Raw genomic sequence first — 25369 nt, 5'->3', positions numbered from 1 at the left:
TGTTGGTTAAAAGTATCCTTGTTTTTTACGATCTTCCATTGCAGCTTCTGAACGCTTGTCATCTGCTCGTGTTCCTCGTTCTGTAACTCTTGTGGCTGCAACTTCTTCGATTATTCCTTCCAGTGTATCTGCTTCAGATTCAACAGCTCCTGTACAGGTCATATCTCCGATCGTTCTGAATCGAACAACTTTTTTAATGATGTTTTCTTCGTCTTTACGGTTCATAAATTCTCCAGTTGACATGATCACACCATCTCTTACAAATACTTCTCTTTCGTGTGCAAAATAAAGCGGAGGAAGTTCTATATTTTCTTTAAGTATATACTGCCAGATGTCCATTTCAGTCCAGTTACTAATTGGAAAGACTCTGAAATGTTCTCCATAGTTCTTTTTACCATTAAATATGTTCCAAAGCTCAGGGCGCTGATTTTTTGGTTCCCACTGACCGAAATCATCTCTGTGAGAGAAAAATCTTTCTTTTGCTCTTGCTTTTTCTTCATCACGGCGTGCACCACCCATACAAGCATCAAATTTGTGCTCCTCGATGGTGTCTAAAAGTGTTACTGTTTGGAGTGCATTCCTTGAAGCGTTGTATCCTTTTTCTTCAACAGCTTTTCCTTCATCAATACTTTTTTGTACTGAACCGACAACAAGATCAGCTCCGATTTTTTTCACAAATTTATCTCTGAATGCAATAGTTTCAGGGAAATTGTGGCCTGTATCGATATGGACTAAAGGAAATGGAAGTTTTGCAGGATAAAAAGCTTTTCTGGCAAGGTGTGCCATAACTATTGAGTCTTTTCCACCCGAAAACAATAATGCTCCACGTTCAAACTGGGCAGCAACTTCACGTATTACGTAGATTGCCTCTGATTCCAGTTCTTCCAGATGTGTTAGGTTGTACGCTTTCATCTGATAGATTTTTGTTTGTTTGTAGCTCTTACGCTAAAAATAATTATTTATGATTTTTTAATTTCCTGATTGGATCTTTGGATATACTCTTTCAATAAGTGTTTCCAATGATTCTTCAATTGTACTTCCTTCTGTAATAATTTCTAAAAATGGCTTTGAAGGAACCTCAAATGGTGAATCTATACCCGTAAAAGATTTTATTTCACCGGCTCTTGCTTTGGCATATAAACCTTTCACATCTCTTTTTTCACACTCTTCAAGACTTGCATTAACAAAGATCTCAAGGTAATTTTCTTCTCCTATAATCTCTTTAGCCATTTTTCTAATCGAGTTGGTCGGACTGATAAGTGAACAGATCGTTACCACACCACACTCACAAAATAATTTTGACACTTCTGCAGCGCGACGAATGTTTTCAGTTCTGTCTTCATCTGAAAAACCCAGGTTGTTATTAACCCCTGTTCTAAGGTTATCTCCATCAAGAAGCATTGTCAAAACACCTTCGTCATGAAGTTTTTTCTCAAGACCTCTGGCCAGGGTGCTTTTTCCACTTCCACTTAATCCAACCATCCATACAACAACTCCTCTTTGATTGAGGAGCTTTTCTTTATCACTTTTTGCAAGGATAGTATCGAATATAGGGTGTATATTTTCCGCCATATTATTTTATTAAAGACACAAAACTAATTGATAAAATCATAACGGTTAAGTAAAATCTCTACTAATTTTATAGATTTAGGGTTGAATTAAAAAAAATCATGCAAAATAAAGTAAAAGAGCAACTTACAGACATCGTAAAATCTGCCGGAGAAGCCATTATGGAGGTATACCGGCTTGATGATTTTTCTAATGTGGTAGATTTTAAAGCTGACGATTCACCGCTTACTCAGGCAGACAAATCAGCTAATGAGGTAATAACTAAAATGCTAAAAGAATATTATCCGGATATTCCTATTTTATCTGAAGAAGGTCGAAGCATTCCTTTCGATGAAAGAAAAGACTGGAAAGAATTTTGGCTTGTAGATCCTCTTGACGGAACAAAGGAGTTTATTAAGAGAAACGGACAATTTACTGTAAATATAGCTTTGATCAGAGATAATTATCCGGAGCTTGGCATTGTGTATACCCCTGTTACGGACATAGTTTATTATGGTGATAGCGAAGGAGCGTATAAAATTGAAAATGGAGAAATCTCCAGTTTGGTTGTCAATAATAAACCCAGTGACAGAACTGCTGTAAGAAGTGCTTCACATGCCAGTGAGGAAGAAGAAGATGTATTAAATGCCTATGATTGTACAAATAGTATTTCAATAGGTAGTTCGTTGAAATTTTGCATGGTAGCAGAAGGAAAAGCTGATCTGTATTATCGTCATGGCCCCACAATGGAATGGGATACGGGCGCAGGACAGGCCGTGGTTGAAGCTGCTGGCGGAAAAGTAGTTAGGTTTGATAATAAAAAGAGATTTCATTATAACCGGGAGGATTTGCTTAATCCCTCTTTCCTGGTTTTGGGATTTGAAGAATAAAAAAATGCCTCAGAAAATCTCTGAGGCATTTTTTATTTAAATGGATGCTCGGCCAGTGGCAACTTGGCCATTGGATGGTATTCCCCCTTCAGGCCAACTGGTTGTGCATGTCTTATATCGTGTACGATTTCAATAGCAGTCCTTGTTTCTTCAAGCCCAAATCCGTTACCGCTTAAAATATCTTTGTAAGTTTCTGTATGAAGATCGGTAAAGCCGGTACTGAATTCTATTTCCTGGCCATCAACTGTAATCGATCGGTAAGTTCTTTTTCCTTCAGCTTTAATTTTATCCGGGATAACATCATAGTTGATGCTTAAAAACCACTTCACACGAGCTTTTTCAAGTTCCAGATATCCGGAAGCACGATCGTGAGTATGAATATTTACTGTGTTTTTCTGAGGCTTGCCAAATATCCAGGTGAGCATATCGTAAAAATGGACTCCGATATTTGTGGCTATACCACCCGATTTTTCAATATTCCCTTTCCAACTAGTATAATACCAATTACCGCGGCTGGTAAGGTAGGTCAGGTCAATATCGTATATTTTATCTTTTGGACCGTTTTCGATTTTTTCTTTTAAGGCAATAATAGACGGATGTAATCGAAGCTGTAGTACATTATAAACATTTTTGCCAGTCTCCTTTTCAATTTCCTGCAGAGCATCAATATTCCATGGGTTGAGAACGATAGGTTTTTCGCAAATAACATCTGCATTGTGCCTCAATCCGAACCTTATATGACTGTCATGAAGATAATTTGGAGAACAAATGCTCACATAATCTACTTGCTTTCCCGATCTTCTTAGCTTATCGATATGTCTGTCAAATCGTTCGAATTCAACAAAAAAGTCTGCATTTGGAAAGAAACTATCTATAATTCCCACACTGTCAAATTGATCCAGGGCAGCAACAAGATTGTTGTTAGTGTCTTTTATGGCTTTCATATGCCGGGGAGCGATATATCCTCCGGCTCCTATTAATGCGAAATCCTTCATATTCAATTTTAGCCAAGTTTGATCACCCGGCCATCTTTTAATTCATATTTTTCTTTGCTTTCAGGACAAATTGCAATTCCATCATCATTGAAATCAAGTTTATGTCCGTATTCGCTCATCCAGCCCATTTGTTTTGCAGGATTACCCACTACTAATGCATATGGGGCAATAGTTTTTGTTACTACAGCTCCTGCTCCGATAAAAGCATATTCGCCAATGTCGTGACCACAAACTACTGTGGCATTGGCTCCGATCGTAGCCCCTTTCCCAACATGGGTTTTTGCATACTGACCTCTTCTATTGACAGCACTACGTGGGTTTGTAACATTAGTAAAAACCATAGAAGGTCCCAGAAATACATCATCTTCACAAGTTACACCTGTATAGATTGAAACGTTGTTCTGAACTTTCACATTGTTACCAAGGATTACTTCCGGAGACACAACAACATTTTGACCAATATTGCATTTTTCTCCTATTTTTGAATTACTCATAATATGGGAAAAATGCCAGATCTTGGTGCCAGATCCAATTTCACAGTTGTCGTCAATAACTGCTGTTTGATGAGCAAAATAATCGTTGTTTTTATCGGACATGATCTTTTATAGTATTTAAAACAGCGTCAATAATGATTGACTGATCTTCCTCTCTCATTTCTGTATGAATCGGAAGTGAAATTACTCTATTACTTAATTCTTCAGAAACCGGAAAATCCCCTTCTTTGAAACCATAATTATTATAAGCCTTTTGAAGGTGTACCGGAAGAGGATAATAAATCATACTTGGAACTCCCTTTTCAGCAAGGTCTTCTTTAAACTTATCTCTATCGATCGACTTATCAAGAATCAGGGTGTATTGATGAAAAACATGGGTTGATTGCTCCGAACGACTTGGGGTCTTAATCAGATCATTGTCTTTAAATGCAGCGTCGTACTTATCAGCAACCTGCCTTCTTCTACCGGCAAAATCATCTAATTCTTTGAGCTTTACATTGAGGACCGCAGCCTGGATACTATCCAATCTTGAGTTTACACCAATAGTATCGTGATGGTATTTCACTTTCTGACCATGATTAGCGATCATTTTTAGAAGATCTGCGAGATCACTATCATTGGTCATTATAGCTCCTCCATCACCGAAGCATCCCAGATTTTTAGAGGGAAAAAATGATGTTGTGCCAATATCTCCTATCGTCCCTGCTTTTTGAACTTTTCCATTGGAAAAAGTATAATTAGCTCCTAAGGCCTGGGCAGTATCTTCAATTACTTTCAGATCGTTATCCCCGGCAATCTGTATTATTGACTCCATGTTCGCGCATTGACCGTAAAGGTGAACGGGAACAATTCCTGCTGAATTAGGAGTAATCTTTTTCTTCAGATCCTCGGTATCAATATTAAAGGTATCCGGATCTACATCAACAAAGACGGGCTTTAACCCTAAAAGAGCGATAACCTCAACAGTTGCCACATATGTAAACGACGGGACTAAAACCTCATCACCGGGAATGAAACCCAGTGCCATCATGGCTATCTGAAGGGCATCTGTTCCATTTCCACAAGGGATTACGTGCTTACATTCCAGGTATTCTTCTAGATTGCTTGCAAAATTCTTTACTGGCTGACCATTAATAAATGCAGAAGACATAATTACATCTTCTATTGCATTATCTATCTCAGGTTTTAATCTCAGATACTGACTCTTAAGATCGACCATTTGAATCTTACCCATATAATTAAAGTCTGGCTGTTATTGTTGACTTATCAAGTTTAGCTTTTACATCATAAACAGCGGTATTGCCATTTTTAATTTCTGACCAGTCGAGTGATTCAAATTCATTATGGGCTACCGCCATCACAATGGCATTATATTTTTTAGATGGTTTTTCTATCAAAGTTAAACCATATTCTTCTTGAACCTCTTCCGGATCGGCAAGTGGATCATATACTTCCACATTTGCACCAAAGCTCTGAAGTTCCCTGATTACATCAATGACCTTACTGTTTCGTATGTCAGGGCAGTTTTCTTTGAAAGTAATACCCATAACAAGGATGTCAGCATTTTTAATCGGATTATCCATTTGAGTCATCAGCTTAATAACCTTACTCGCAATGAACAATCCCATCTGGTCATTTATTCTTCTACCGGAAAGGATTACTTCAGGATGATGACCCAGGCTTTCTGCTTTGTGTGTCAGGTAATATGGATCGACCCCTATACAATGACCTCCAACTAAGCCTGGTCGAAATGGAAGAAAATTCCACTTGGTTCCTGCAGCTTCAAGTACTTCTGTGGTGTCAATATCCATTTTATCAAATACTACTGCTAGCTCGTTTACGAAGGCAATGTTTATATCTCTTTGAGCATTCTCAATCACCTTAGCTGCTTCAGCAACTTTAATTGAAGATGCTTTATGAGTTCCCGCCGTAATAATCGATTTATAAAGATTATCTACTTTTTCAGCTATTTCAGGAGTTGACCCACTGGTTACTTTTTTAATAGTCGGAAGTCTGTGTTGCTTATCTCCCGGGTTAATTCTTTCAGGTGAGTAACCACAGAAAAAGTCTTCATTGTATTTTAGCCCGCTGATTTTTTCAAGTACCGGAACACAATCTTCTTCAGTACATCCAGGATATACGGTCGATTCATAAATGACAATATCTCCTTTCTTTAACACTTTCCCAATTGTTGTACTTGCTCCGATTAGTGGTCTCAAGTCGGGTTTTTTGTAGTTGTCTATCGGTGTTGGAACCGTTACGATATATATATTGCAGCTAGCCAGGTCTTCAAGATTGCTTGAATAAACCAAATGTTCAGCTTCTTTTAATTCATCAGGATCAACTTCTAACGTTCTGTCTTTTCCTTTTTGCAATTCTTCGATTCGCTTATGATTAATGTCAAATCCAAGAGTATTTACTTTTTTGCCAAACTCTACTGCCAACGGTAGCCCGACATAGCCTAAACCAATAATTCCTATCTTATCCATTAATTATATTTTTCCAGATACCACTCAATTGTTTTTTCAATACCACTTTCAAAATTCTCATCAGCTTCCCAGCCCAAATCGTTTTCCAGTTTTGATGCGTCTATAGCATATCTTCGGTCATGGCCCGGCCTGTCTTTAACATAAGTGATCAGATCTTTGTGGCTTTTTCCATCTGGCAAAGGTCTCTTATTATCGAGAATTTCACAAATGGTAGTGGCAATGTAAATGTTTTCTCTTTCGTTTCTTCCTCCAATATTATATGTTTCTCCTGATTTTCCATTATGGAATACAAGGTCTATTCCTTTGCAGTGGTCTAAAACGTATAACCAGTCACGAACATTTTTTCCATCCCCGTAGATAGGAATGCTATCTTCGTTAATCGCTTTTTTAATAATAGTAGGAATCAATTTTTCATCATGCTGCTTAGGGCCGTAATTATTGGAGCAATTCGTTGTAACTACATTTAGTCCATAAGTATGGAAATAACTTCTTACAAAGAAATCACTACTTGCTTTAGAAGCACTGTACGGGCTATTTGGAGCGTACGGAGTTTCTTCAGTGAAAAGTCCTTCTTTTCCAAGTGTACCGTATACTTCATCTGTACTTATATGATGGAAGCGATTGTTTTCCATTCCTTCTTTTACTTCAAATGGTCCATCCATCCAGTACCTGCGTGCGGCATCTAGTAAGGTAAAAGTGCCATTAACGTTAGTTTTGACAAAGGCCTCTGGCCCGGAAATACTGTTATCTACGTGAGATTCAGCTGCAAAATGTATAACATCAGTGATATTATTTGTCTTAAAAAGCTGGTTTACGATATTGTAGTCACAAATATCTCCTTCTACAAAGTGATAATTGGAATGACCTTCGACTTCCTTTAAATTAGCGAGGTCTCCAGCATAGGTTAGTTTATCTAAATTAATGACTTTGTAGTCTTTATATTTATCCAGAAAATAAGGCACAAAATTAGCGCCTATAAATCCGGCGCCGCCTGTAATAAGTACTGTCTTCATTTTAGTTAGTTATTTCTTCTTTAAAAGACTTAAACGTTGGTAAAGCTAAGTCTTTTTCTGAAATTATTGGTGAAATATCGTCTAGCTGCCAATCTATATCAAGATCTTTATCTGCATAAAAAATGCCGCCTTCAGATTCTTTATTATAATAGTTATCGCATTTATAGAAAAAATCTACTGAATCACTCAGCGTTGCGAACCCATGTGCAAACCCCCTGGGAACGAAAATTTGCTTTTGATTTTCAGATGATAATTCATGAGCTTCCCATTGACCAAAAGTTTCCGATTCAGGTCTGATGTCAACAAAAACATCCAGTACTCTTCCACTCAATACCCGCACCAGTTTTGCTTGTGCATGCTCTCCTTTTTGAAAATGTAATCCTCTCAGAGCTCCTTTTCTTGAACGAGATTGATTGTCCTGAACAAAATCTACATCAAGTCCGGTTAATGAATTGAAAGTCTTTTTATTGTAAGATTCAAGAAAATACCCTCTGTCATCACCGTGAATAGTTGGTTCAAGGATAAACACTCCATTAAGCTTGCCCTTCGTTACCTTCATTCCTCTATCAGATTTAATAAATATTTTCCGTATCCACTTTTAACCAAAGGTTCTGCAAGATCTCTTAGCTGTTGATCATCAATAAAGCCCATTTGATAAGCGATCTCTTCAATACAGCCAATTTTTAATCCCTGCCTGTTTTCGATAACCTCAACAAACTGTGAAGCTTCCATTAGAGAAGGGAAAGTACCTGTATCTAACCAGGCTGTACCTCTGTCTAATATTCCAACATGAAGATCTCCTCTTCGTAAATATTCTTTATTAATATCTGTGATTTCGTATTCACCCCTTGCACTGGGTTTTAAGCCTTTTGCTATTTCAATTACATCATTATCATAGAAATAAAGACCCGGTACCGCAAAATTAGATTTCGGTTTAGCCGGTTTTTCTTCAATCGAAATAGCCTTCTGGTTATCATTAAACTCTACCACACCATATCTTTCGGGATCTAATACATGGTAAGCGTAAACCACGCCTCCATCAGGATCACTATTTGCCTGGAGTAATTCTTTTAATCCGGAACCATAAAAAATATTATCTCCCAGTATCAGGGCAACTTTGTCATCGCCGATGAAGTCTTCACCAATTACAAAGGCCTGAGCAAGTCCGTTAGGCTCTTCCTGAATAGCATATTCAAATTTACATCCTAAAGCAGTACCATCGCCCAAAAGTTTTTGAAATAAAGGTTTATCATGAGGTGTTGTGATGATTAGGATCTCTTTAATACCAGCTTGCATTAATATCGACAATGGATAATAGATCATTGGTTTGTCGTAAATAGGCATGAGCTGCTTACTTACTGCGATAGTGAGAGGGTGAAGCCTGGTGCCGGATCCACCGGCAAGAATAATTCCTTTCATAGAATTGTTAAATTTTTACGTGGTATAGTTCAAAATGCTAATCTATGAAATTTTTTGAATACTATTAATAATTATCAATTATAGGATGACTGACAAAAAAATTTCATTAATAATTCAATATGACCTAATTTTGCATCGATATTCAATATCAGCAAATTAAGGGGATAAAGTTATAAAAGAATGTCTACAAAAATGGTTAGACGTATAATTTTGTTCTGAGATATAAAAAAGTGATTTTCACCTGTCAGTAAAGGCAGAATTTTTAAGATCGTGTTCAGGAAACTGGTAAGCAAGGAATTTTTAATCGAATGGAGACAAAAATATGCCATCAACGGTATCCTTTTGTACCTGGCTACCACTATTTTTATCACCTACTTATCCCTTGGAGTTCAAAGAGGTCTTATTCATCCCTTAACCTGGAATTCTATATTCTGGATCATCTTTTCATTTATAGCAATTAATGCGATTGCTAAAAGCTTTTCGGGTGATGAAAAGAGACAGCAGTTATATATGTATTCGTTGGTTGATCCTCAGTTGCTTTTTGCCGCTAAGTCTGCATATAACATTTTACTACTTACAGTTTTCGGATTAATATCGTTTGTATTTTATTCATTTGTCATGGGTAATCCGGTGGCTAACACACCTCTTTTTTTGATAAATCTGGTGTTAACTTCCGTCGGATTTGCTGCAATTCTTACAATGGTATCAGGAATCGCATCAAATGCTGAAAATACAGCAACCTTAATGGCTGTATTGTCGTTGCCCATCATGGTACCTTTGTTATTGTTGTCTATTAAAATTTCAAAAGCGGCAATTGACAATTTTGAGATTCTATTGGTATGGAAACCTTTATTAAGCATTTTTGCACTCGATATTATAATAGTGGTTGTCGGCCTGGTATTGTTTCCATATTTATGGAGGAGTTAATATGAAGAAAAACTGGTGGAAATATCTTACTATTGTTCTTTTGATCTACACCGTAGTAGCCGGTTTTTTGATCGAAGCACCAAGGCTCAATATTTTAAATGAGTCGATAAGAAATTTATTTTTCCATGTTCCGATGTGGTTTGGCATGGTTATAATTCTGACAGGATCAGTAATCCAGTCTATCAGATATTTAAGTTCAAATGATTTGAACAAAGATATAGGAGCTGACGTTTTGGCTAAAGTGGGAATCTGGTATGGAGTTCTCGGATTAGTGACTGGCGCTGTTTGGGCTACTTATACCTGGGGTAAAATGGCCGGATGGCTTGCAGATCCTAAGATCACCGCTGTATTTGTTACCTTATTAATATATTTCGCATATTTATTGTTAAGATCGAGTCTCAACGATGAACAAAAAAGAGCAAGGGTTAGTGCGGTTTACAATATTTTCGCTTATCCTTTAATGATATCCCTTTTGTTTATCCTTCCGAGGCTGGCAGAAAACTCACTACACCCCGGCAATGCGGGAAATCCTGGGTTTAACGCTTACGACCTTGATAGCAGATTGCGAATGGTGTTTTACCCTGCTGTTATCGGGTGGACACTTCTTGGTTACTGGATTGCAACGTTGCATTTCAGAATCCGTAAAATTGAACACAAACTTGAAGAAGAATAATGCATAAGCTTTTTTCAATTTTAATGAACATAATAACCAGGATCTCTTTTAATACTCTGGCGCAGTCAGGGAATGGAGAAGAAGTTCCTGTAAATAGTGATGTTGCCATGGCTGATGCCCTGAGAGCAGATGGAAAGATATATGTGGTAGTGGCAGTATTGCTTATAATACTGGTCGGTTTATTTGCATATTTATTCCGTGTAGAAAGAAAAATCAAGAAGTTGGAAAGTGAAGAATTGAAATAATATTAATTATGAAAAAGCAATATATTTTTATTTTGGTCATAGTAGCAGCAGTAGTTGCATTTATTTTTGCTACTTCTTTCGATGCAGGTTCATATGTTACCTTCAATGAAGCCAAAGAACTTGCTGATAACGGTAGTGATAAGCAATATCATGTTGTTGGTGAATTAAAAAAAGATGCTTCCGGAGAAGTAATCGGAATTCACCCATCACCTGATAAGCTAAGCTTCTCATTTACTTTAGTAGACGACAATAAGGAAGAAAAACAAGTTTTTTACAACGAGCCAATGCCTCAGGATTTCATGAAATCCGAGAAAGTGGTAGTTGTGGGAAGTTTCCGTCAGAATGTTTTTGTTGCTGACCAGATCCTGATGAAATGCCCGTCGAAATATCAGGAAGAAAATCTTAATCCTAACGCTCAATTATAAACAGCATGATCCTTTCCCTGGTTCATAACTGGATAGGTGACACAGGTCACCTTTTCGTTATTGTATCTTTTGTTACTGCATTGGCTTCTTCATGGGCATATTATAATGCCTACAAGAAATCAAATACTATTGAAGCATCTGGCGCATTAAAATATGCTAGAATTTTATTTGCTATTCATGGTCTGGCAGTTTTAGGAATAGTGGCTACCCTATTTTCAATAATTTATAATAACTACTTCGAATATCACTATGCATGGAGTCATTCCAGCAGACATCTTCCGGTTCATTATATGATCTCTTCATTTTGGGAAGGCCAGGAAGGTAGTTTCCTTTTATGGATATTCTGGCATGTGGTAACAGCTGTCTTTATCATGGGGAAAGGAGGGGAATGGGAAGCTCCGGTAATGACTGTTTTCTCAATTGTTCAGGCTTTCCTGACCTCAATGGTTTTGGGTGTTGTTCTTCCAGGGATTGAACTTAAATTGGGAAGTAGTCCTTTTATGCTATTAAGAGACGTACTGGATGATCCGACATTTATTTCAAATCCTGATTTTGTGCCGGAAGACGGTCGTGGACTTAACCCTTTGCTCCAAAATATCTGGATGGTAATTCATCCGCCAACTTTATTTTTCGGGTTTGCTTTAACCCTTGTTCCGTTTAGTTTTATGATTTCGGGATTATGGACCCGTAAATATAGGGAGTGGGTAAAACCTGCTCTTCCATGGACCTTACTGGCAGCAGGTGTCTTAGGCGTTGGAATTCTAATGGGAGCCTATTGGGCTTATGAGACTCTTAACTTTGGGGGTTATTGGAATTGGGATCCCGTAGAAAATGCAGTTTACATACCATGGCTTTTCCTGGTTGCTTCATATCACGTTATGATTGTTTTCAGAAGAAGCAAGTCCGGATTAATGGCCTCGATGATCATGGTGCTTTCTATGTACACCCTGATTCTATACAGTACTTTTCTTACCAGGTCAGGTGTTTTAGGTGAGTCTTCGGTACATAGTTTTACAGATCTTGGTTTAAGCGGACAGTTGCTGATATACCTTTTGTTTTTCTTTATTGGAGGTGTGGTCCTTCTTATTTATCACGGAGGAAAAATACCAAGTTCACAAAAAGATATCGAAACATATTCAGGTGAATTTTGGGTATTTATCGGTGCCTTAATATTGATTTTAATGGGTATTCAGGTATTATTACCTACTTCAATCCCTGTTTATAATAAGATTGTAGAGTTTTTTGGTGGTATATCAACAGCTGCAGCTCCATCTGATCCGGCTGAATATTCCAAGTACCAGATTTGGTTTGCAATACTACTGACAATTACATCCGGAATAGCTCAATATTTCTGGTGGAAAAATATCAAAAAGGGTAAAGCCCTCGCTTCTTTTGTGCCATCGATCATATTGACGATGGTAATTGTATTAATCATTTTACAAATAGGCTTTACCTACAGTGATTTCCGATTGATCATTATGCTCATTGCAGGAGTTTTTTCTTTGTTAGCGAATGGACATGTATTGATCGAATTACTGCGTAAAAAACCAGTTTTGAGTGGAGGTGCAGTAACTCACATCGGAGTAGCTTTCATGGTTGTAGGAATTTTATATTCAACAGGATTTTCAAATGTGGTTTCAGAAAACACCTCCGGTCTGGTTATAAATAAAAATATGACCACACAGGAAAACAGGGAAAATCTTGTATTATGGTTCGATGAGACTTCAAAGATGGCAGAGTACGACCTGAATTATCTGGGCAGGCATGTCAAGCTGGATGAGAATGGTGAATATGTTAGAATTTCAGATGTCCTTCCAACCGATGATCCGTATAAGGTAGTTGCATCCAGAGATATATTTAACGATGAGAATGAGTTAATTGCCAGCAAAGCAGATACATTCTCATTGAATCCTGAAAACACTTATTATAAAATCAGGCATGTCAGAGGTGATGAAATTATTGATATGTATCCGAGAGTTCAGGATAATCCGGATATGGGTAAAGTTGTATCACCAGACCTTCTTCATACCTTTACCAGGGATTTTTACACCTATGCTACTGTAATTCCTCCGAGTGATGATGAATTAAAATGGGTAGCCGGTGATACCATGGTTATCTCTGTAGGAGAAGAATTCTTTATCAATGATTATGTTACAACATTAAAAGAAGTAGTGAAGCTTGATGCGGAGGAGCTTGAATTTAGAGGCCTTGATAAAAATGATCTGGCACTTAAAGCCGAATTTGAGATCACGAGCCAATCAATGACTCATTATGTTGAACCATTGATAGTGATCCGGAATGATATGGGAGCCTCTTTAGAGGATGAATTAATTGAGCTTGGAATAAAAGTTCAGTTCCTTGGTGTTGATCCGCAAACAGAGAAATTTAAATTTATTCCATATACTACTCAGAAAGACTTTGTTGTTATTAAATCGATTGAAAAGCCATGGATCAATTTATTATGGCTTGGAACAATTATTCTTGCTGTTGGATTTGGGATCAGTACTTACAGACGATTTAAAGAATCTGCAAAAAAGGCTGCCTAATTGAATCTCATTTCGTTAAATTAGCGCAAAATCGATAATATATGCCTGAAGATAGAGTTGCGCTACATTCCGAGTTTGGAACGTTAAAATCTGTAATTATGCACAGGCCGGGAAAAGAAATTGACCGGCTTACTCCATACAATAAATCCGAACTACTTTTTGATGATGTTCCCTTTTTACAACAAATGCAAAAGGAGCATGATGAGTTTACTGTCTTAATAAAACAAGCTGCAGGTGCGCAAGTGTATCGATTGCATGAATTATTGATCGATGTACTTATCGATGATAATTTATTGTTAAAAACAATGACTGATGCTTTGGATGGCAGTGGTATCGAAGAACACTCCGAGGAATTCATAGCCAGGTATAGCACTTCAGAATGTGCAGGCATATTGCTTCACGGGATAAAAGTAAATGAGTTAAAAAGAAAATATCAGCATAAAGATCTAAATAAGTTCGACGACTATGATTACCTGATCAAGCCAAACCCAAACCTTTATTTCATGAGGGATCCTGCCGCAGTGATTCAAACTGGTGTAATCAGTAGTAAAATGAAATTCCCTGGTAGACAAAGAGAATCTAAATTACTTAGAAGCATATTCGAAAATCATGATCTCTTTAAAGGCAGGGTGAATTTTCTGGATACGGGTGAAGGAGTGAATACCTGTATTGAAGGTGGAGATGTGATAGTTTTGTCAGATAAAGCACTGGCCATCGGTCATTCTGAGAGAACAGATACTAAAGCAATTCAAGCAATCGCCAGACAGGTGTTGCAAAAAGGGGGTGTTGAGCGTGTTTATGAAGTACATCTTCCGAAAGTTAGAAATTGTATGCATCTCGATACGGTCTTTACCATAATAGATGAAAATCTGGTTGTGACTTACCCGGATGCTATGCAATCCGTACTTCAAACCAATGTTTACAGATTGGATGATGTAGATTCCGAAGGGAATGTGAGTCTTCATAAGGAAGAAATCAATGATTCAATATTGAAAGTATTGCAAAATGAAATAGATCATCTTGAAGTAGTTGAAACCGGAGATGGAAATCCTGACTATGCAAGAAGGGAGCAATGGTTTGATGGAGCAAATGTTTTTGCAATTGGACCTAGAAGAGTAATTTCGTATAATAGAAACATACACACTAACCGTGCGTTGAGGAATGCCGGTGTTGAAGTGTTAGAAATAAGCAGTAGCGAACTGAGCCGGGGCCTTGGTGGACCACGTTGCATGACTATGCCAATTGAAAGGCAATTATTCTAAAATGAGTACAGAATTAATCATTATAATTATCAGCTTATTGTTCTCTGCTTTATTCAGCGGAATTGAGATCGCATTTATTTCTGCAAATAAATTGCATCTTGAACTGGGTAAGAATGAAACTGGGATAACTGCTCGGGCTTTGAGAAACATTACCAAAAGGCCTTCATTATTCATCGCCACAACACTAACAGGAAATACCATAGCTTTGGTTGTTTATGGTATTTTCATGGCTAAAATATTATTGCCTGTTATTCATGAATGGCTTCCGGGTTATGTCGATAATGAAGTAATTACCCTGATCATTCAGACAGGTATTTCAACTCTTTTAGTTCTCGCAATAGCAGAGTTTCTTCCTAAAAGTATATTTCTTGTCAATCCAAATGCATTGTTGTCATTTTTTGCTCCTATAATGAATGTGCTATATCACATTTTATTGTTGTTTGTTTACCCGATTGAGATTTTATCCAGGTTTGTGATTAATAAACTATTCAGATTAAACTATGCGGAAGACCGACCTGCATTTGGATTAAATGATTTGGAATATTACGTTAAAGAAACATTAGAGTCCAATGACAATGATGTGAAGGTTGAGGTAAATACTAAAATACTTACCAATGCACTTGAATTTAAAACAGTCAAAGTGCGAGAGTGTATGGTGCCTCGAACTGAGATCATAACAATCGATATGGATGATGTGGACATTGAGGAAGTCAGACAGTCATTTATTGATAGTGGACATTCAAAGATATTGGTTTATAAAGAGTCTATAGATGACATGAAAGGATATTGCCATTCAATGGAGCTCTTTAAAAAGCCAAAAGACCTTGAACAGATGCTTAATCCATTAATGATCGTTCCGGAAACTATGCAAGCCAACGAATTATTAATTCAGTTTATTAATGAGCATAAAAGTATGGCGCTTGTGGTTGACGAGTTTGGAGGAACTTCAGGAATCGTGACGATCGAGGATATTATTGAAGAGATCTTCGGAGATATCCAGGATGAGCACGATGAGGAAGACTGGCTTGAAAGAAAGATTGATGATCGCACCTACTTATTAAGCGCCAGACATGAAATTGATGACCTTATTGATCGTCATGATTGGCCGATTCAGGAAGGTGATTACGACACTCTGGGAGGATATATTCTTTCGATAACAGAGGATATTCCGGAGGAGGGTCAGGTGATTGAGAATGAATTTTTTAAAATAACAATAAAAACTATTGAGGAAGCCAGAATCGACACGGTAGAATTAAAAGTTAAAAATTCTGAAAGAGAGAGCTAAATAGAACTTTATTTTTTGTTATAAGGCTGCTTTTGGTTAGCTTTGCACGATTTTGGAAAAATCTTATATATTAAAAAAGACCAAATAACTCATACGAATGGCGGGAATTATTAATACTTTGAGACAGCGGATGGCTACCCTTTTGTTGGTAGTAATTGGACTGGCCCTGTTAGCATTTATTTTAACTGATTTATTCAATCAGCAAACAGGAATTTTAGGGTCGGGTAATGAAAGAGTTGTAGGAACAGTTAACGGGAAAGATATTAGCGTTGATGAATTTTCTGCACGAGTCGACCAATTAGAACAAATGCAATATGGCGGAATGGGCTTAAATGAAGCTCAGCGATATTCATTGAGAAATACTGCTTGGCAAAGCATGATCAACACTGTATTGTTCAATGAACAATTCGAAGATCTTGGAATTACAGTAACAGAAGAAGAGTTGAAAGATGCTGTTCAGGGACAAAATATTAGTCCGGAAATCAGACAGTATTTCACCAATCCTCAGACTGGACAATTCGATAAAGCTTTTGTTCAGCAATACCTAAACTCATTAAAAGAGCAGGACATAAACTCAGCTCAATATCAGCAGTGGTTAATGATTGAGAAATCAATCAGAGATGCCAGACAAAGAGTTAAGTATGATAATTTCTTCGTTGGGTCTGCATTCGTATCTACTCCAACAGCTAAAAATTATTATAAAAACAATAATAGCGTAGTCGAAGCTAATTACTTGTATGTGCCATATGTTGCGATTCCTGATTCGGAAATCGAGCAGCCTACAGACGATGAGTTACAAGCTTATATAAATGAGAATGAAGAAATGTTCCAGGTGGACAGAGCTCGTTCTTTAAAGTATGTTTCATTTGACGTAGTTCCTTCAGCAAAGGATTCTGCTGTAGTAATGGATGCAATGAATCAGGCCTTTGAGGATCTAAAATCTTCATCAACACCCGATTCACTAATTGCAACTGCTGTATCAGAAGCGAGAGTTCCATATGCATCTGTAAGATACCATGAACTACCACAGGAACTGCAGGATACTATTCCAGGTCTGAGAGCCGGTGGAATTATAGGGCCAATTCAAAAAGGTAACTCAATGGTTATTTACAAGTTTTCGGATGTAGCAGAAGATACTGCATACTCTGTTAAAGCTTCTCATATATTATTTGAAAAGAAAACAGGAGCTGATTCAGTTCAGAATGATGAATTGAGAGAGAAAGCAAATGATGTTTTAGCTCAGGCACTGGAAGGAGAAAACTTTGCTTCTCTTGTTGCTGCTCATAGTGATGACCAGCAATCTAAAAACCAGGGAGGACAGCTTGGATGGATAAAAGAAGGTCAGATCAGACTTGAAGAATTTAGTGATGAGTTATTTAGTTTTAGTGGTACGGGAATCGTTCCTAAAGTAGTTGAATCAGAAATAGGATTTCACATCATAAAAGTTGATGAAGCTAAAACAAAAACATTATATAAAATTGCTAATGTGACTAAGGAACTAGTGCCTAGCAAACAAACTTATAACAACATATACAGAGAAGCAGCAAGATTCCAGTCTGAAGTGAATGATGCTAAGTCATTTGAATCTAAAGCAGACGAAGAAGGAATAAGTGTTTTTGATGACAATGATGTACTGGCACAATCAAGAAACGTTAAAGGAATTAGTAACAGCAGAGGTTTGGTAACCTGGTTATACAATGAAGCGGAAACAGGGAAAGTATCTGATGTTTTTGATTTCGAAACTAAATTTGTTGTTGCTGTAATGACTGGTGAAAGAGAAGAGGGAGTAGCAAAGGTTTCTGATGTCAGACCTATCGTAACAGATAAAGTGAAGAATCAGAAGAAAGCTGCAAAGATAAAATCAATGCTTGAGGGTAAAACAGGATCTCTGGAAGAGCTTGCAGATCTTTTTGGGGCAGATGGTGAAGTATATTCTACTGCTGATCTTAAATTAACTTCTTCTAGTATTGGAACAACCGTTGGAGCTTCTCCAAAAGCCGTAGGTGTTGCTTTTGGTCTTGAGACCGGACAAAGAAGTCAGCCTATAGAAGAGGAAAGAGGTGTAATAGTGGTGGAAGTAACTAATAAATCTGAAGCTCCTGAAATTGCCGATTACACATCTGTTAAAAATGAGTTACTACAAAGAAAAAGAAGTGAGATCGCTGGTGATTTAAATGTTGTTCTTGAAGAAACAGCTGACATCGAAGATCTGAGATATAAGTTTTTCTAAAAAAAACATAAATTGAATTAAAGCCATGGGCAATCGCTCATGGCTTTTTTTGTAACTTTATGCCACTAAAGAGGAACTAATATGACTAGCAAAAAGGAATTAGATATAAAAAAGTTTAAAGATCAACTTGATGCCAGCTATCAATGGCCTGCATTATACAAATATAAATTTATCGTTCCTTCTGATAAGGTAGATGAAGTAAAAGCATTATTCCCGAAAACTGAAGTGATCACGAAACCTTCAAAAAAGGGAAATTATGTTAGTATTACGGCTGATATTATGACACCATCAAGTGATGACATTATAAACGTATATTTGAAAGCTTCAGAAATAGAAGGGATTATTTCTTTGTAATTAATTTACTCTTCCATAATCTGTTTGAGGTATGTAGTAAGTTCGTTCCTTACTTCTTCTTTAGGAATGCCATCATAAGGAGCAGTGACGATTGCTTTTAGTAAATCACCAACTACGTGTTTTTCGAACCCTAACTTTTCAGCGAACTTAATCGTAAGTGAAAGTTCAACATCTTCTACCACTCCATCGAGGTAGATCATGTAAACAATGTCGTAAATTTCTTCGAGTGCATAGAGTTTGTCAGAAGGCTTTTTAAATTCTCTGATTTCTCTTTCTTCCAAGGCACTTTCAGGAATGTGTAATTGCTCCCCCATTTATCAATACAGGCTTTATATGAATTATTGTCGTCGTAAAAATTTTTTACGAATGCATAAATATTATAATATGCCTGTTTGACATGATTAAATTCGTTTTTGTCAATATTTGAAAGTGGCTGAGACATTCTATGCTCCTTTTTATAACTTTATAACGCTAAAGAGTTAAAAAGTTTACCTAATTTATAAAACAATAATTTAAAATAGGCTAATTAATTAATTATCAACCATAAATAAACTAAAATATGTGGAAAGAACAAGATAATAAACTGACGAGAACATTTGAGTTTGATGATTTTGTGCAAGCTTTCGGCTTTATGTCAAGTGTGGCACTTGAAGCAGAGAAGCGTCAGCACCATCCAAACTGGAGTAATGTTTACAATAAGGTTACTATTGAATTAACTACACACGATGAAGGTAATGTCATTACCGACAAAGACAGGGATTTAGCTGAGGCAATAGATAAATTGGTTTAATGGAAGAAATTTCTTCGACTCAATTATTCCTGGTGCCAACACCGATTGGCAATCTGGAAGATATAACTTTAAGAGCAATTAGAATTTTGAAAGAAGTGGATACCATTCTGGCGGAGGATACCCGAACCAGCGGTAAACTTCTTTCTCATTACGAGATCAATACCCAAATGAAAAGCTTTCATGCACATAATGAGCACAGAGCATTGGGTAATATTATTGAACAAATGAAAGAAGGAAAAGTATTTGCTCTGATTACAGATGCAGGTACACCGGGAATATCAGATCCCGGCTTTCTTTTAGCTCGTGAGTGCATGAATGAAAATATCAAAATCGAGTGTCTTCCAGGTGCGACTGCTTTCATTCCGGCACTTGTTAAGTCTGGAATACCATCTGATAAATTTTGCTTTGAAGGGTTTTTACCTCAAAAGAAAGGAAGGCAAACAAGAATTAAATATATTGCCGGAGAGGAAAGAACTGTTGTTCTATACGAATCTCCGCACAGGCTTATTAAACTGCTCAATGCCTTATCTGAAGAATGTGGTGAGGACCGAATCGTATCAGTTAGTCGTGAGTTGACTAAAAAGTTCGAGGAGACGGTTAACGGTAGTGTCAAAGAGGTAATAGATTATTTTAACGAAAATCCTTCCAAGGTCAAAGGGGAATTTGTTGTGATCATTCAAGGAAAAAACTAATGCAGGTAGATAGTAATTTGATCGAAAAATGTAAGATCATCATCTCTGATGTAGGAAACTTCATTTTAGAAGAATCAAAAAATTTCAAAATTGAGGATATCGAGAAGAAGGGTTTTAATGACCTGGTCTCCTACGTAGATAAGGAAGCTGAAAAGCAGCTTGTTGAAAATCTTGTTGAGCTTATCCCTGGAGCAGGATTTATAGCAGAAGAAGGTACAATCGATAAAGAAGGAGGGCGTTTCAGGTGGATAATTGATCCTTTGGATGGAACAACGAACTTCACTCACGGGCTTCCCGTCCATTGTGTTAGCGTGGCCTTAATGGAAGATGAAGAGATCCTGGCAGGTTTTATATATGAACCCTCAAAAGATGAGTTTTTTCATGCTATAAAAGATCAGGGTGCTTTTCTCAACGATGAACCCATTTCTGTATCCAGGGTCCCTGACCTGGCTAATTCTCTTATAGCTACTGGATTTCCTTATTATGATTTTGGTAAAATGGATGATTACGTTGAGATTCTCAAGGCTTTTATGAGAAGTTCTCATGGGGTTAGAAGGATGGGTAGTGCAGCTATCGATCTTGCCTATGTAGCTTGTGGAAGATTTGAAGGGTTTTTTGAATATAACTTACAGCCTTGGGATGTTGCGGCCGGGGCTCTTATCGTCTGCGAGGCAGGTGGTGTTGTGTCTGATTTCTCCGGTGGAAGTGATTATGTTTTTGGCCGGGAGATTGTTGCTGCCAATCCAGTACATCCTGAAATCCTTGAAACTATAAGAAAATACTGGCAAGAATGAATAAAATAATTTTTTCCCTGTTTGCCTTACTTTTATCTTCTCAGGCATTATTTACTCAAATCAGGGATCTTAGTGATGAGGCTAAGATCAGTTTAATAACCATCGAACCAGGTCAAAGAGAATTATATGCTGCATTTGGTCATTCAGGTATCAGGGTTTATGACCCTGTAAGAGGAATAGACTTTATGTATAACTATGGAATATTTGATTTTAACCAGCCAAACTTCTATTTAAATTTTGCACGAGGTTATCTTTTATATAAGCTTGGAGGCGCTTCCTTTCCTGCCTATGTAAATCACTACAGTATAAAAGAAAACCGGACGGTAAGAGAATTACCCCTTAACCTGACAATGGACCAGGCAGAAGCTATTCATCAATATCTTAAAAATAATATCCGCCCGGAGAATCAAAATTATTATTACGATTACTACTATAATAATTGTGCTACTAAAGTATATGATGTATTTGACCAGGTTCTTGGAGATGAAATGTCGACTGACTGGTCTTTTATTGATAGTAATCTAAGTTTCAGGGAAAGTACTAATCAATTATTAGGCTGGCAACCGTGGGGAAGTTTCGGGATAAATCTTTGTCTTGGCTTGCCAATAGATAAAAAAATGACTCCTCGTGAGTATACTTACTTACCTGAATATGTTGAGAAATCATTTCTTAATTCTACGGTATCTGGAAGATCTCTTGCAAATAAAGAAAGCCTGATCATCCATTACACCAGGAATGAAGGTCTGGCAATGGATGAAAAGCCGGGTCTTTTTACTCCAATGACTGCTTTTTGGGCTGTATTTGCAATAATATTTATCATTACCCTTATCGGTTACAAGAATTATAAATGGGTAAAAGCTATCGATGTTATTTGGTACTTTATTGTTGGAGCTGTTGGCCTGCTTTTAACCCTGCTTTGGTTTTTTACTGATCATAGCGCAGCAGAAAATAATTTTAATTTACTATGGGCATGGCCAACACATTTGGTATTTGCTATTCTCCTGTTAAAAAAGAGTTATCCTGTTTACTTAAGGCGATACTTCTTAGTCCATGGATGGTTAATGATCTTATTAGTTTTATTCTGGGGGATTTTACCTCAGTGGTATCATCCGGCTTTTCTTCCACTGATTTTAACTTCAATTTTGCGATCTTTTTATATTTATCTGATTACAACAAAAAGGGAAGGTCTTCAGATAAAACTTTAAACCCAAACCTTACTGGCTTCTGAACAGTTTTTACACATTTCGATTTGATTACGTGATTCAAAAAGTTGCGTTCTGAAATTATCGTATGGTTCACTATGCCAAATATTCTTAAATGATTTATCGTTAATTGATCCCATGTTATGGTGCGCATCTTTGTCAAAGCAACAAGGAACGATCTTACCATCCCATGTCATAACACAACTGTGCCACATTTTCCAGCAGCTGTCGTCCGGTTCAGATTTTAGTTTGTAAGAACTATCATTTTGTTTCTTATACCGACTATATTTTTCATTTAAAGGAATTAAAGGAGAACCGTTTTTATAGTTATATATCTGAGCTGACTTGAAAGCTACCTTGTCAACTTGTAGTTCTTTCGCCAGCTTTTTTATATCCTCTATCTGGTGTTCATTAGGTCGTACAACGAGGAATTGAAATATAATAAATGGAGTTTTCGATTTTAACGCTTTTCGGGCATTAACCAGGTTTTTTGTTCCTTCGATAACCTTATCAAGCTTGCCTCCCACACGGTATTGCTGATATACTTCCTGGGTTGTTCCGTCGATGCTTATGATTACCCTGTCGATTCCGGATTTTACAGTTTTTTCAGCATTTACGGTAGTCAAATAGTGGGCATTGGTACTAGTAGCAGTATAAATCTTATTTTTTGAAGCTATTTCTATCATCTCAAAAAAGTTTTTATTGAGATAAGGTTCACCTTGAAAATATAAAAGTAAGTAGGTTAACTGACCTTTTAATTCCTCAATCAGAGCTTTGTATGTGTCTATCGTAAGTGCTCCGGTATCTCTTGTAAAAGATCGTAGTCCACTGGGACATTCAGGACACCGCAAATTACATGATGTAGTAGGTTCAACACTCATCGAAACCGGAAGGCCTTGATGACTAACATTTCCTGTCCACCTCGAACGATAATAGCTGCCTACCACCTTCATCCCATTAAGTATTTTTGAAGGTGTGAGCTTACTAATAAAGTTTATGCCGTCTTTGTATGATGAAAGGAATTCCATAGATGTGAAGTTATCGAATTAGTAATTGCATCACAATTATTTGCTGATATCGATAAGTAATTCTTTGCTACCGGAATTATCTCCCACAAGATCATCATGAATTAAACTGATTTTTTCACTATCCAGCCTCATTGAAGTAACACTGACTGTCTGTAGATACGATCCTCGCTTCATGACAACATCGTTTTCGGGATCTCCCTCCCCTGCATGATAATGAAAATCCCGAATGCTATATGGAGCAGATATTTCATGCCCTTTCTCCCATTTTCGAAACCATTCTTTTCTTTTTTGCACTATCTCCGGACCATATAAGGTAGCTGAGGCCCATAAGTGTGTTTCTTCAGGATTAAGTTCTTTGATGTGCTTTTTTCTTTCATCCCATCTCAATTCTGTTAAAGTATCATTTTGATATATTACCAGAGTAAAAGGCTCAATATTGTGAAGGTCATAATTGCTTATAAATTCATCTTTATTTTCAGCAACCAGGGCATCTAATAGAACTATCCCTCTACTGTGGCGATACGGTGGACGGTGATGATGAAAGTCAAAAGCGCCATTTAGCAGACAAGCCATTCTTCCTTGCTTATTGCCTCCAATCCAGGTGCCACCTCCCTGAGGATCTTTAGGGAAAATTAATTCTTTCTTTTTATAAATATAAGTTGCCGGAGCCATGGCATTTGACCTTAATGTGGTTTCATCCCTGTTACTGGTAATTTCAACCCCGTTGGCAGCTTTAACAAAACTTACAGTACACATTATTTAAAGCTTTTCTAGTTCACTGAAGATCAAATCAGATTCAAATCCTCTTGAAGAAAGGTAGTTAGCACATTTCATTCTTTTTTTATGAATATCGTCTTCAGATGCTAATTTATCCCATTTTTTTAAAGCAAGCTCTTTCAGTAGCTCTTTGTAATCAGATGCAGGAATTGTGTTGAGAGCAGTTTGGATGTAATCTTCTTGAATTCCCTTAGATCTTAATTGGTAGCGTATTTTGATTTTACCCCATTTATTAAACCTGAAATGATCATTAACAAAAGCTGAAGCAAATCGCTCTTCGTTTATAAAACCTTCGTCAATTAATTGGTCTATGATTTTTTCTACTTCCGATGATGTGACTTGTAACTTTTTATCCATAAGGATTTTCTTCTTAAGATCTGTGGCACATACCTCACGACAGGCGCAGTATCTGGAATATTTAATCAGAGCTTCTTTGATAATAAGGTCGGTCATAATTATGATGCAAAGTATCCGAATAGAGAAATGATCATCAGGGCAAAGCCCGCTATTATCAGAATTAATTTCAAATAAGCGGTAAATCCTTCCCGTATAAATGCCCTGGGATTTTTGCGGACAATATAAAGAGTAAGCAGGCCAGGGCTGGCAAGTAAAAGTCCGAGTAAAAAAAGAAATATTCGTTCAGCCATAAAAAAACCGGGTGTTACCCGGTTAATTTATTTAATTAAATTCTTTCTTTTTAGTATTGCCTCGATGAATTTTATTTCACCTTCAGATTTGAACAGCTTAAATGGCCAGTGAATAATTTGAGCTTTATTGACGAATAAGACAAAAGAATCTTTCTTCTTTTCTGCCTTTTTAAGCATATCCCACTTTATTGGCATTCCCTGCTTTGTGCTGATTTTCACAAGTATTTGTTGTGAGGTGATTTCATAGCTTAACTTTTCGAAAAGCATTTTACCTTGTTCATGCTGAGTTAAGCCGGCAAATTGTATTAACCAGAATAACAAATAAAGGACTAAAGCGATGGTTGATCCTATAAACCACCACCAGGATGGCAAGATTAAAGCTCCGGCATTGATGGTGAGATAGATTAAAAATACCCACCACTGTTCTTTTAATACATTAACCATTCCCAACTTGATATAAGTATTAGTTGGTAATTGGTATTTCCTTGTTCTTATTAACATTTTGAATATTACTCTTTAACGGATGGCAAAACTAGCTAAATAATGGCTTTTTTCCATTGTATTGGTTGATAAAATAATTAGGCTTGATATTGTTCGCCTGATTATCCCACACATTGATAAAAAAGAAAATTACCATGATAGTG

General features: G+C 37.0%; 29 protein-coding genes. 14 read left to right on the top strand and 15 right to left on the bottom strand.

The features are described 5' to 3' along the window. Window positions 1-6 precede the first annotated feature (6 nt). Both cysD and cysC read right to left on the bottom strand, forming a co-directional pair. Window positions 7-912: a sulfate adenylyltransferase subunit CysD gene (gene cysD / locus DCC35_RS01145; RefSeq protein WP_137089053.1), complete on the bottom strand. Its 906-nt coding sequence runs from the start codon at window positions 910-912 to the stop codon at window positions 7-9. 57 nt (window positions 913-969) lie between these two features. Further along, window positions 970-1572: an adenylyl-sulfate kinase gene (gene cysC, locus DCC35_RS01140; protein ID WP_137089052.1), complete on the bottom strand. Its 603-nt coding sequence runs from the start codon at window positions 1570-1572 to the stop codon at window positions 970-972. Window positions 1573-1670: 98 nt separating this feature from the next. On the opposite strand from cysC, the gene cysQ reads away from it, so the two are divergent. Beyond that, window positions 1671-2438, top strand: a complete 768-nt coding sequence (cysQ, locus tag DCC35_RS01135; RefSeq protein WP_137089051.1) for a 3'(2'),5'-bisphosphate nucleotidase CysQ — start codon at window positions 1671-1673, stop codon at window positions 2436-2438. 32 nt (window positions 2439-2470) lie between these two features. Here the strand turns inward: cysQ and DCC35_RS01130 are convergent, their stop codons facing one another. From DCC35_RS01130 to rfbA, 7 genes are read right to left on the bottom strand one after another with little or no spacing between them, the layout of a single operon-like run. Continuing rightward, a complete protein-coding gene (locus DCC35_RS01130; RefSeq protein ID WP_137089050.1) occupies window positions 2471-3433 on the bottom strand; it encodes a Gfo/Idh/MocA family oxidoreductase in 963 nt (320 codons plus the stop codon). Window positions 3434-3441: 8 nt separating this feature from the next. Beyond that, window positions 3442-4029 carry an acyltransferase gene (locus DCC35_RS01125; protein ID WP_137089049.1) on the bottom strand — a complete coding sequence of 196 codons (588 nt, stop codon included), beginning with the start codon at window positions 4027-4029 and terminating at the stop codon, window positions 3442-3444. After that, the gene (locus DCC35_RS01120) at window positions 4019-5161 is read right to left on the bottom strand and encodes a DegT/DnrJ/EryC1/StrS family aminotransferase (RefSeq protein WP_137089048.1); all 1143 of its coding nucleotides are present in this window, start codon (window positions 5159-5161) and stop codon (window positions 4019-4021) included. Before DCC35_RS01120 ends, DCC35_RS01125 begins: the two co-directional genes overlap by 11 nt. 4 nt (window positions 5162-5165) lie before the next feature. Then, complete coding sequence (locus DCC35_RS01115; RefSeq protein WP_137089047.1) at window positions 5166-6416, bottom strand: nucleotide sugar dehydrogenase; 1251 nt, start codon at window positions 6414-6416, stop codon at window positions 5166-5168. After that, on the bottom strand, window positions 6416-7429 hold the full coding sequence (rfbB, locus tag DCC35_RS01110) for a dTDP-glucose 4,6-dehydratase (protein ID WP_137089046.1): 1014 nt from the start codon (window positions 7427-7429) through the stop codon (window positions 6416-6418). The genes DCC35_RS01115 and rfbB overlap by 1 nt, the downstream gene beginning before the upstream one ends. A gap of 1 nt (window position 7430) precedes the next feature. Continuing rightward, window positions 7431-7988 carry a dTDP-4-dehydrorhamnose 3,5-epimerase gene (rfbC, locus tag DCC35_RS01105; RefSeq protein ID WP_137089045.1) on the bottom strand — a complete coding sequence of 186 codons (558 nt, stop codon included), beginning with the start codon at window positions 7986-7988 and terminating at the stop codon, window positions 7431-7433. Then, window positions 7985-8848: a glucose-1-phosphate thymidylyltransferase RfbA gene (gene rfbA, locus DCC35_RS01100; protein ID WP_137089044.1), complete on the bottom strand. Its 864-nt coding sequence runs from the start codon at window positions 8846-8848 to the stop codon at window positions 7985-7987. Before rfbA ends, rfbC begins: the two co-directional genes overlap by 4 nt. A gap of 270 nt (window positions 8849-9118) precedes the next feature. Between rfbA and DCC35_RS01095 the strand changes: the two genes are divergently transcribed. The 9 genes from DCC35_RS01095 to DCC35_RS01055 all read left to right on the top strand — a co-directional run bounded on the left by DCC35_RS01095 (window position 9119) and on the right by DCC35_RS01055 (window position 18795). After that, the gene (locus tag DCC35_RS01095) at window positions 9119-9775 is read left to right on the top strand and encodes a heme exporter protein CcmB (RefSeq protein ID WP_246070119.1); all 657 of its coding nucleotides are present in this window, start codon (window positions 9119-9121) and stop codon (window positions 9773-9775) included. 1 nt (window position 9776) lies between these two features. Further along, on the top strand, window positions 9777-10448 hold the full coding sequence (gene ccsA, locus DCC35_RS01090) for a cytochrome c biogenesis protein CcsA (protein ID WP_137089042.1): 672 nt from the start codon (window positions 9777-9779) through the stop codon (window positions 10446-10448). After that, window positions 10448-10693: a CcmD family protein gene (locus DCC35_RS01085; protein ID WP_137089041.1), complete on the top strand. Its 246-nt coding sequence runs from the start codon at window positions 10448-10450 to the stop codon at window positions 10691-10693. Before ccsA (DCC35_RS01090) ends, DCC35_RS01085 begins: the two co-directional genes overlap by 1 nt. A gap of 8 nt (window positions 10694-10701) precedes the next feature. After that, on the top strand, window positions 10702-11118 hold the full coding sequence (locus tag DCC35_RS01080; RefSeq protein WP_137089040.1) for a cytochrome c maturation protein CcmE domain-containing protein: 417 nt from the start codon (window positions 10702-10704) through the stop codon (window positions 11116-11118). A 5-nt stretch (window positions 11119-11123) separates the two neighbouring features. Next, window positions 11124-13664, top strand: coding sequence for a cytochrome c biogenesis protein CcsA (ccsA, locus tag DCC35_RS01075; RefSeq protein ID WP_246070118.1), 2541 nt, complete (start codon window positions 11124-11126; stop codon window positions 13662-13664). 41 nt (window positions 13665-13705) lie between these two features. Continuing rightward, complete coding sequence (locus DCC35_RS01070) at window positions 13706-14926, top strand: arginine deiminase (protein WP_217495900.1); 1221 nt, start codon at window positions 13706-13708, stop codon at window positions 14924-14926. A gap of 1 nt (window position 14927) precedes the next feature. Further along, window positions 14928-16211, top strand: coding sequence for a hemolysin family protein (locus DCC35_RS01065; RefSeq protein ID WP_137089039.1), 1284 nt, complete (start codon window positions 14928-14930; stop codon window positions 16209-16211). A gap of 97 nt (window positions 16212-16308) precedes the next feature. Continuing rightward, window positions 16309-18441: a peptidylprolyl isomerase gene (locus DCC35_RS01060; RefSeq protein ID WP_137089038.1), complete on the top strand. Its 2133-nt coding sequence runs from the start codon at window positions 16309-16311 to the stop codon at window positions 18439-18441. Between the two features lie 81 nt (window positions 18442-18522). Then, the gene (locus tag DCC35_RS01055; RefSeq protein WP_137089037.1) at window positions 18523-18795 is read left to right on the top strand and encodes a DUF493 family protein; all 273 of its coding nucleotides are present in this window, start codon (window positions 18523-18525) and stop codon (window positions 18793-18795) included. 5 nt (window positions 18796-18800) lie between these two features. On the opposite strand, the gene DCC35_RS01050 is transcribed toward DCC35_RS01055, so the two are convergent. After that, on the bottom strand, window positions 18801-19109 hold the full coding sequence (locus tag DCC35_RS01050; RefSeq protein ID WP_137089036.1) for a hypothetical protein: 309 nt from the start codon (window positions 19107-19109) through the stop codon (window positions 18801-18803). Window positions 19110-19354: 245 nt separating this feature from the next. On the opposite strand from DCC35_RS01050, the gene DCC35_RS01045 reads away from it, so the two are divergent. The 4 genes from DCC35_RS01045 to DCC35_RS01030 are packed head-to-tail and all read left to right on the top strand — an operon-like array spanning window position 19355 to window position 22276. Continuing rightward, window positions 19355-19585 carry a 4a-hydroxytetrahydrobiopterin dehydratase gene (locus tag DCC35_RS01045; protein ID WP_137089035.1) on the top strand — a complete coding sequence of 77 codons (231 nt, stop codon included), beginning with the start codon at window positions 19355-19357 and terminating at the stop codon, window positions 19583-19585. Further along, window positions 19585-20277: a 16S rRNA (cytidine(1402)-2'-O)-methyltransferase gene (gene rsmI / locus DCC35_RS01040; RefSeq protein ID WP_137089034.1), complete on the top strand. Its 693-nt coding sequence runs from the start codon at window positions 19585-19587 to the stop codon at window positions 20275-20277. The genes DCC35_RS01045 and rsmI overlap by 1 nt, the downstream gene beginning before the upstream one ends. Further along, window positions 20277-21071 carry an inositol monophosphatase family protein gene (locus DCC35_RS01035; protein WP_137089033.1) on the top strand — a complete coding sequence of 265 codons (795 nt, stop codon included), beginning with the start codon at window positions 20277-20279 and terminating at the stop codon, window positions 21069-21071. The genes rsmI and DCC35_RS01035 overlap by 1 nt, the downstream gene beginning before the upstream one ends. Then, complete coding sequence (locus tag DCC35_RS01030; protein WP_137089032.1) at window positions 21068-22276, top strand: lipoprotein N-acyltransferase Lnb domain-containing protein; 1209 nt, start codon at window positions 21068-21070, stop codon at window positions 22274-22276. Before DCC35_RS01035 ends, DCC35_RS01030 begins: the two co-directional genes overlap by 4 nt. Here DCC35_RS01030 and DCC35_RS01025 read toward each other — a convergent pair. From DCC35_RS01025 to DCC35_RS01005, 5 genes are read right to left on the bottom strand one after another with little or no spacing between them, the layout of a single operon-like run. Next, window positions 22273-23301, bottom strand: coding sequence for a radical SAM/SPASM domain-containing protein (locus DCC35_RS01025; RefSeq protein WP_137089031.1), 1029 nt, complete (start codon window positions 23299-23301; stop codon window positions 22273-22275). The genes DCC35_RS01030 and DCC35_RS01025 overlap by 4 nt on opposite strands. A 36-nt stretch (window positions 23302-23337) precedes the next feature. After that, window positions 23338-24057, bottom strand: a complete 720-nt coding sequence (locus tag DCC35_RS01020; protein ID WP_137089030.1) for an NRDE family protein — start codon at window positions 24055-24057, stop codon at window positions 23338-23340. Window positions 24058-24060: 3 nt separating this feature from the next. Continuing rightward, window positions 24061-24531 carry a regulatory protein RecX gene (locus tag DCC35_RS01015; protein ID WP_137089029.1) on the bottom strand — a complete coding sequence of 157 codons (471 nt, stop codon included), beginning with the start codon at window positions 24529-24531 and terminating at the stop codon, window positions 24061-24063. Between the two features lie 2 nt (window positions 24532-24533). Next, window positions 24534-24725 carry a hypothetical protein gene (locus DCC35_RS01010; protein ID WP_137089028.1) on the bottom strand — a complete coding sequence of 64 codons (192 nt, stop codon included), beginning with the start codon at window positions 24723-24725 and terminating at the stop codon, window positions 24534-24536. A 27-nt stretch (window positions 24726-24752) separates the two neighbouring features. After that, on the bottom strand, window positions 24753-25226 hold the full coding sequence (locus tag DCC35_RS01005) for a YcxB family protein (RefSeq protein ID WP_137089027.1): 474 nt from the start codon (window positions 25224-25226) through the stop codon (window positions 24753-24755). Between the last annotated feature and the right edge of the window lie 143 nt (window positions 25227-25369).

Origin of the sequence: Mangrovivirga cuniculi (assembly GCF_005166025.1) — a bacterium.
Classification (GTDB): domain Bacteria; phylum Bacteroidota; class Bacteroidia; order Cytophagales; family Cyclobacteriaceae; genus Mangrovivirga; species Mangrovivirga cuniculi.
The sequence above is the reverse complement of the archived record's forward strand: the minus strand, read 5'-3'. Positions and strand labels throughout refer to the sequence as shown.

Excerpts from the sequence above, each read along its gene's own strand:
- cysQ (WP_137089051.1), top strand. The coding sequence starts at position 1,671 with ATGCAAAATAAAGTAAAAGAGCAACTTACAGACATCGTAAAATCTGCC.
- DCC35_RS01120 (WP_137089048.1), bottom strand. The coding sequence starts at position 5,161 with ATGGGTAAGATTCAAATGGTCGATCTTAAGAGTCAGTATCTGAGATTA.
- rsmI (WP_137089034.1), top strand. The coding sequence starts at position 19,585 with ATGGAAGAAATTTCTTCGACTCAATTATTCCTGGTGCCAACACCGATT.
- rfbB (WP_137089046.1), bottom strand. The coding sequence starts at position 7,429 with ATGAAGACAGTACTTATTACAGGCGGCGCCGGATTTATAGGCGCTAAT.
- DCC35_RS01125 (WP_137089049.1), bottom strand. The coding sequence starts at position 4,029 with ATGTCCGATAAAAACAACGATTATTTTGCTCATCAAACAGCAGTTATT.
- DCC35_RS01080 (WP_137089040.1), top strand. The coding sequence starts at position 10,702 with ATGAAAAAGCAATATATTTTTATTTTGGTCATAGTAGCAGCAGTAGTT.
- DCC35_RS01025 (WP_137089031.1), bottom strand. The coding sequence starts at position 23,301 with ATGGAATTCCTTTCATCATACAAAGACGGCATAAACTTTATTAGTAAG.
- DCC35_RS01070 (WP_217495900.1), top strand. The coding sequence starts at position 13,706 with ATGCCTGAAGATAGAGTTGCGCTACATTCCGAGTTTGGAACGTTAAAA.
- cysD (WP_137089053.1), bottom strand. The coding sequence starts at position 912 with ATGAAAGCGTACAACCTAACACATCTGGAAGAACTGGAATCAGAGGCA.
- DCC35_RS01130 (WP_137089050.1), bottom strand. The coding sequence starts at position 3,433 with ATGAAGGATTTCGCATTAATAGGAGCCGGAGGATATATCGCTCCCCGG.
- DCC35_RS01005 (WP_137089027.1), bottom strand. The coding sequence starts at position 25,226 with ATGTTAATAAGAACAAGGAAATACCAATTACCAACTAATACTTATATC.
- DCC35_RS01010 (WP_137089028.1), bottom strand. The coding sequence starts at position 24,725 with ATGGCTGAACGAATATTTCTTTTTTTACTCGGACTTTTACTTGCCAGC.
- DCC35_RS01020 (WP_137089030.1), bottom strand. The coding sequence starts at position 24,057 with ATGTGTACTGTAAGTTTTGTTAAAGCTGCCAACGGGGTTGAAATTACC.
- DCC35_RS01045 (WP_137089035.1), top strand. The coding sequence starts at position 19,355 with ATGTGGAAAGAACAAGATAATAAACTGACGAGAACATTTGAGTTTGAT.
- DCC35_RS01050 (WP_137089036.1), bottom strand. The coding sequence starts at position 19,109 with ATGGGGGAGCAATTACACATTCCTGAAAGTGCCTTGGAAGAAAGAGAA.
- ccsA (WP_246070118.1), top strand. The coding sequence starts at position 11,124 with ATGATCCTTTCCCTGGTTCATAACTGGATAGGTGACACAGGTCACCTT.
- DCC35_RS01115 (WP_137089047.1), bottom strand. The coding sequence starts at position 6,416 with ATGGATAAGATAGGAATTATTGGTTTAGGCTATGTCGGGCTACCGTTG.
- DCC35_RS01055 (WP_137089037.1), top strand. The coding sequence starts at position 18,523 with ATGACTAGCAAAAAGGAATTAGATATAAAAAAGTTTAAAGATCAACTT.
- DCC35_RS01060 (WP_137089038.1), top strand. The coding sequence starts at position 16,309 with ATGGCGGGAATTATTAATACTTTGAGACAGCGGATGGCTACCCTTTTG.
- DCC35_RS01015 (WP_137089029.1), bottom strand. The coding sequence starts at position 24,531 with ATGACCGACCTTATTATCAAAGAAGCTCTGATTAAATATTCCAGATAC.
- ccsA (WP_137089042.1), top strand. The coding sequence starts at position 9,777 with ATGAAGAAAAACTGGTGGAAATATCTTACTATTGTTCTTTTGATCTAC.
- rfbA (WP_137089044.1), bottom strand. The coding sequence starts at position 8,848 with ATGAAAGGAATTATTCTTGCCGGTGGATCCGGCACCAGGCTTCACCCT.
- DCC35_RS01085 (WP_137089041.1), top strand. The coding sequence starts at position 10,448 with ATGCATAAGCTTTTTTCAATTTTAATGAACATAATAACCAGGATCTCT.
- cysC (WP_137089052.1), bottom strand. The coding sequence starts at position 1,572 with ATGGCGGAAAATATACACCCTATATTCGATACTATCCTTGCAAAAAGT.
- DCC35_RS01030 (WP_137089032.1), top strand. The coding sequence starts at position 21,068 with ATGAATAAAATAATTTTTTCCCTGTTTGCCTTACTTTTATCTTCTCAG.
- DCC35_RS01065 (WP_137089039.1), top strand. The coding sequence starts at position 14,928 with ATGAGTACAGAATTAATCATTATAATTATCAGCTTATTGTTCTCTGCT.
- DCC35_RS01035 (WP_137089033.1), top strand. The coding sequence starts at position 20,277 with ATGCAGGTAGATAGTAATTTGATCGAAAAATGTAAGATCATCATCTCT.
- rfbC (WP_137089045.1), bottom strand. The coding sequence starts at position 7,988 with ATGAAGGTAACGAAGGGCAAGCTTAATGGAGTGTTTATCCTTGAACCA.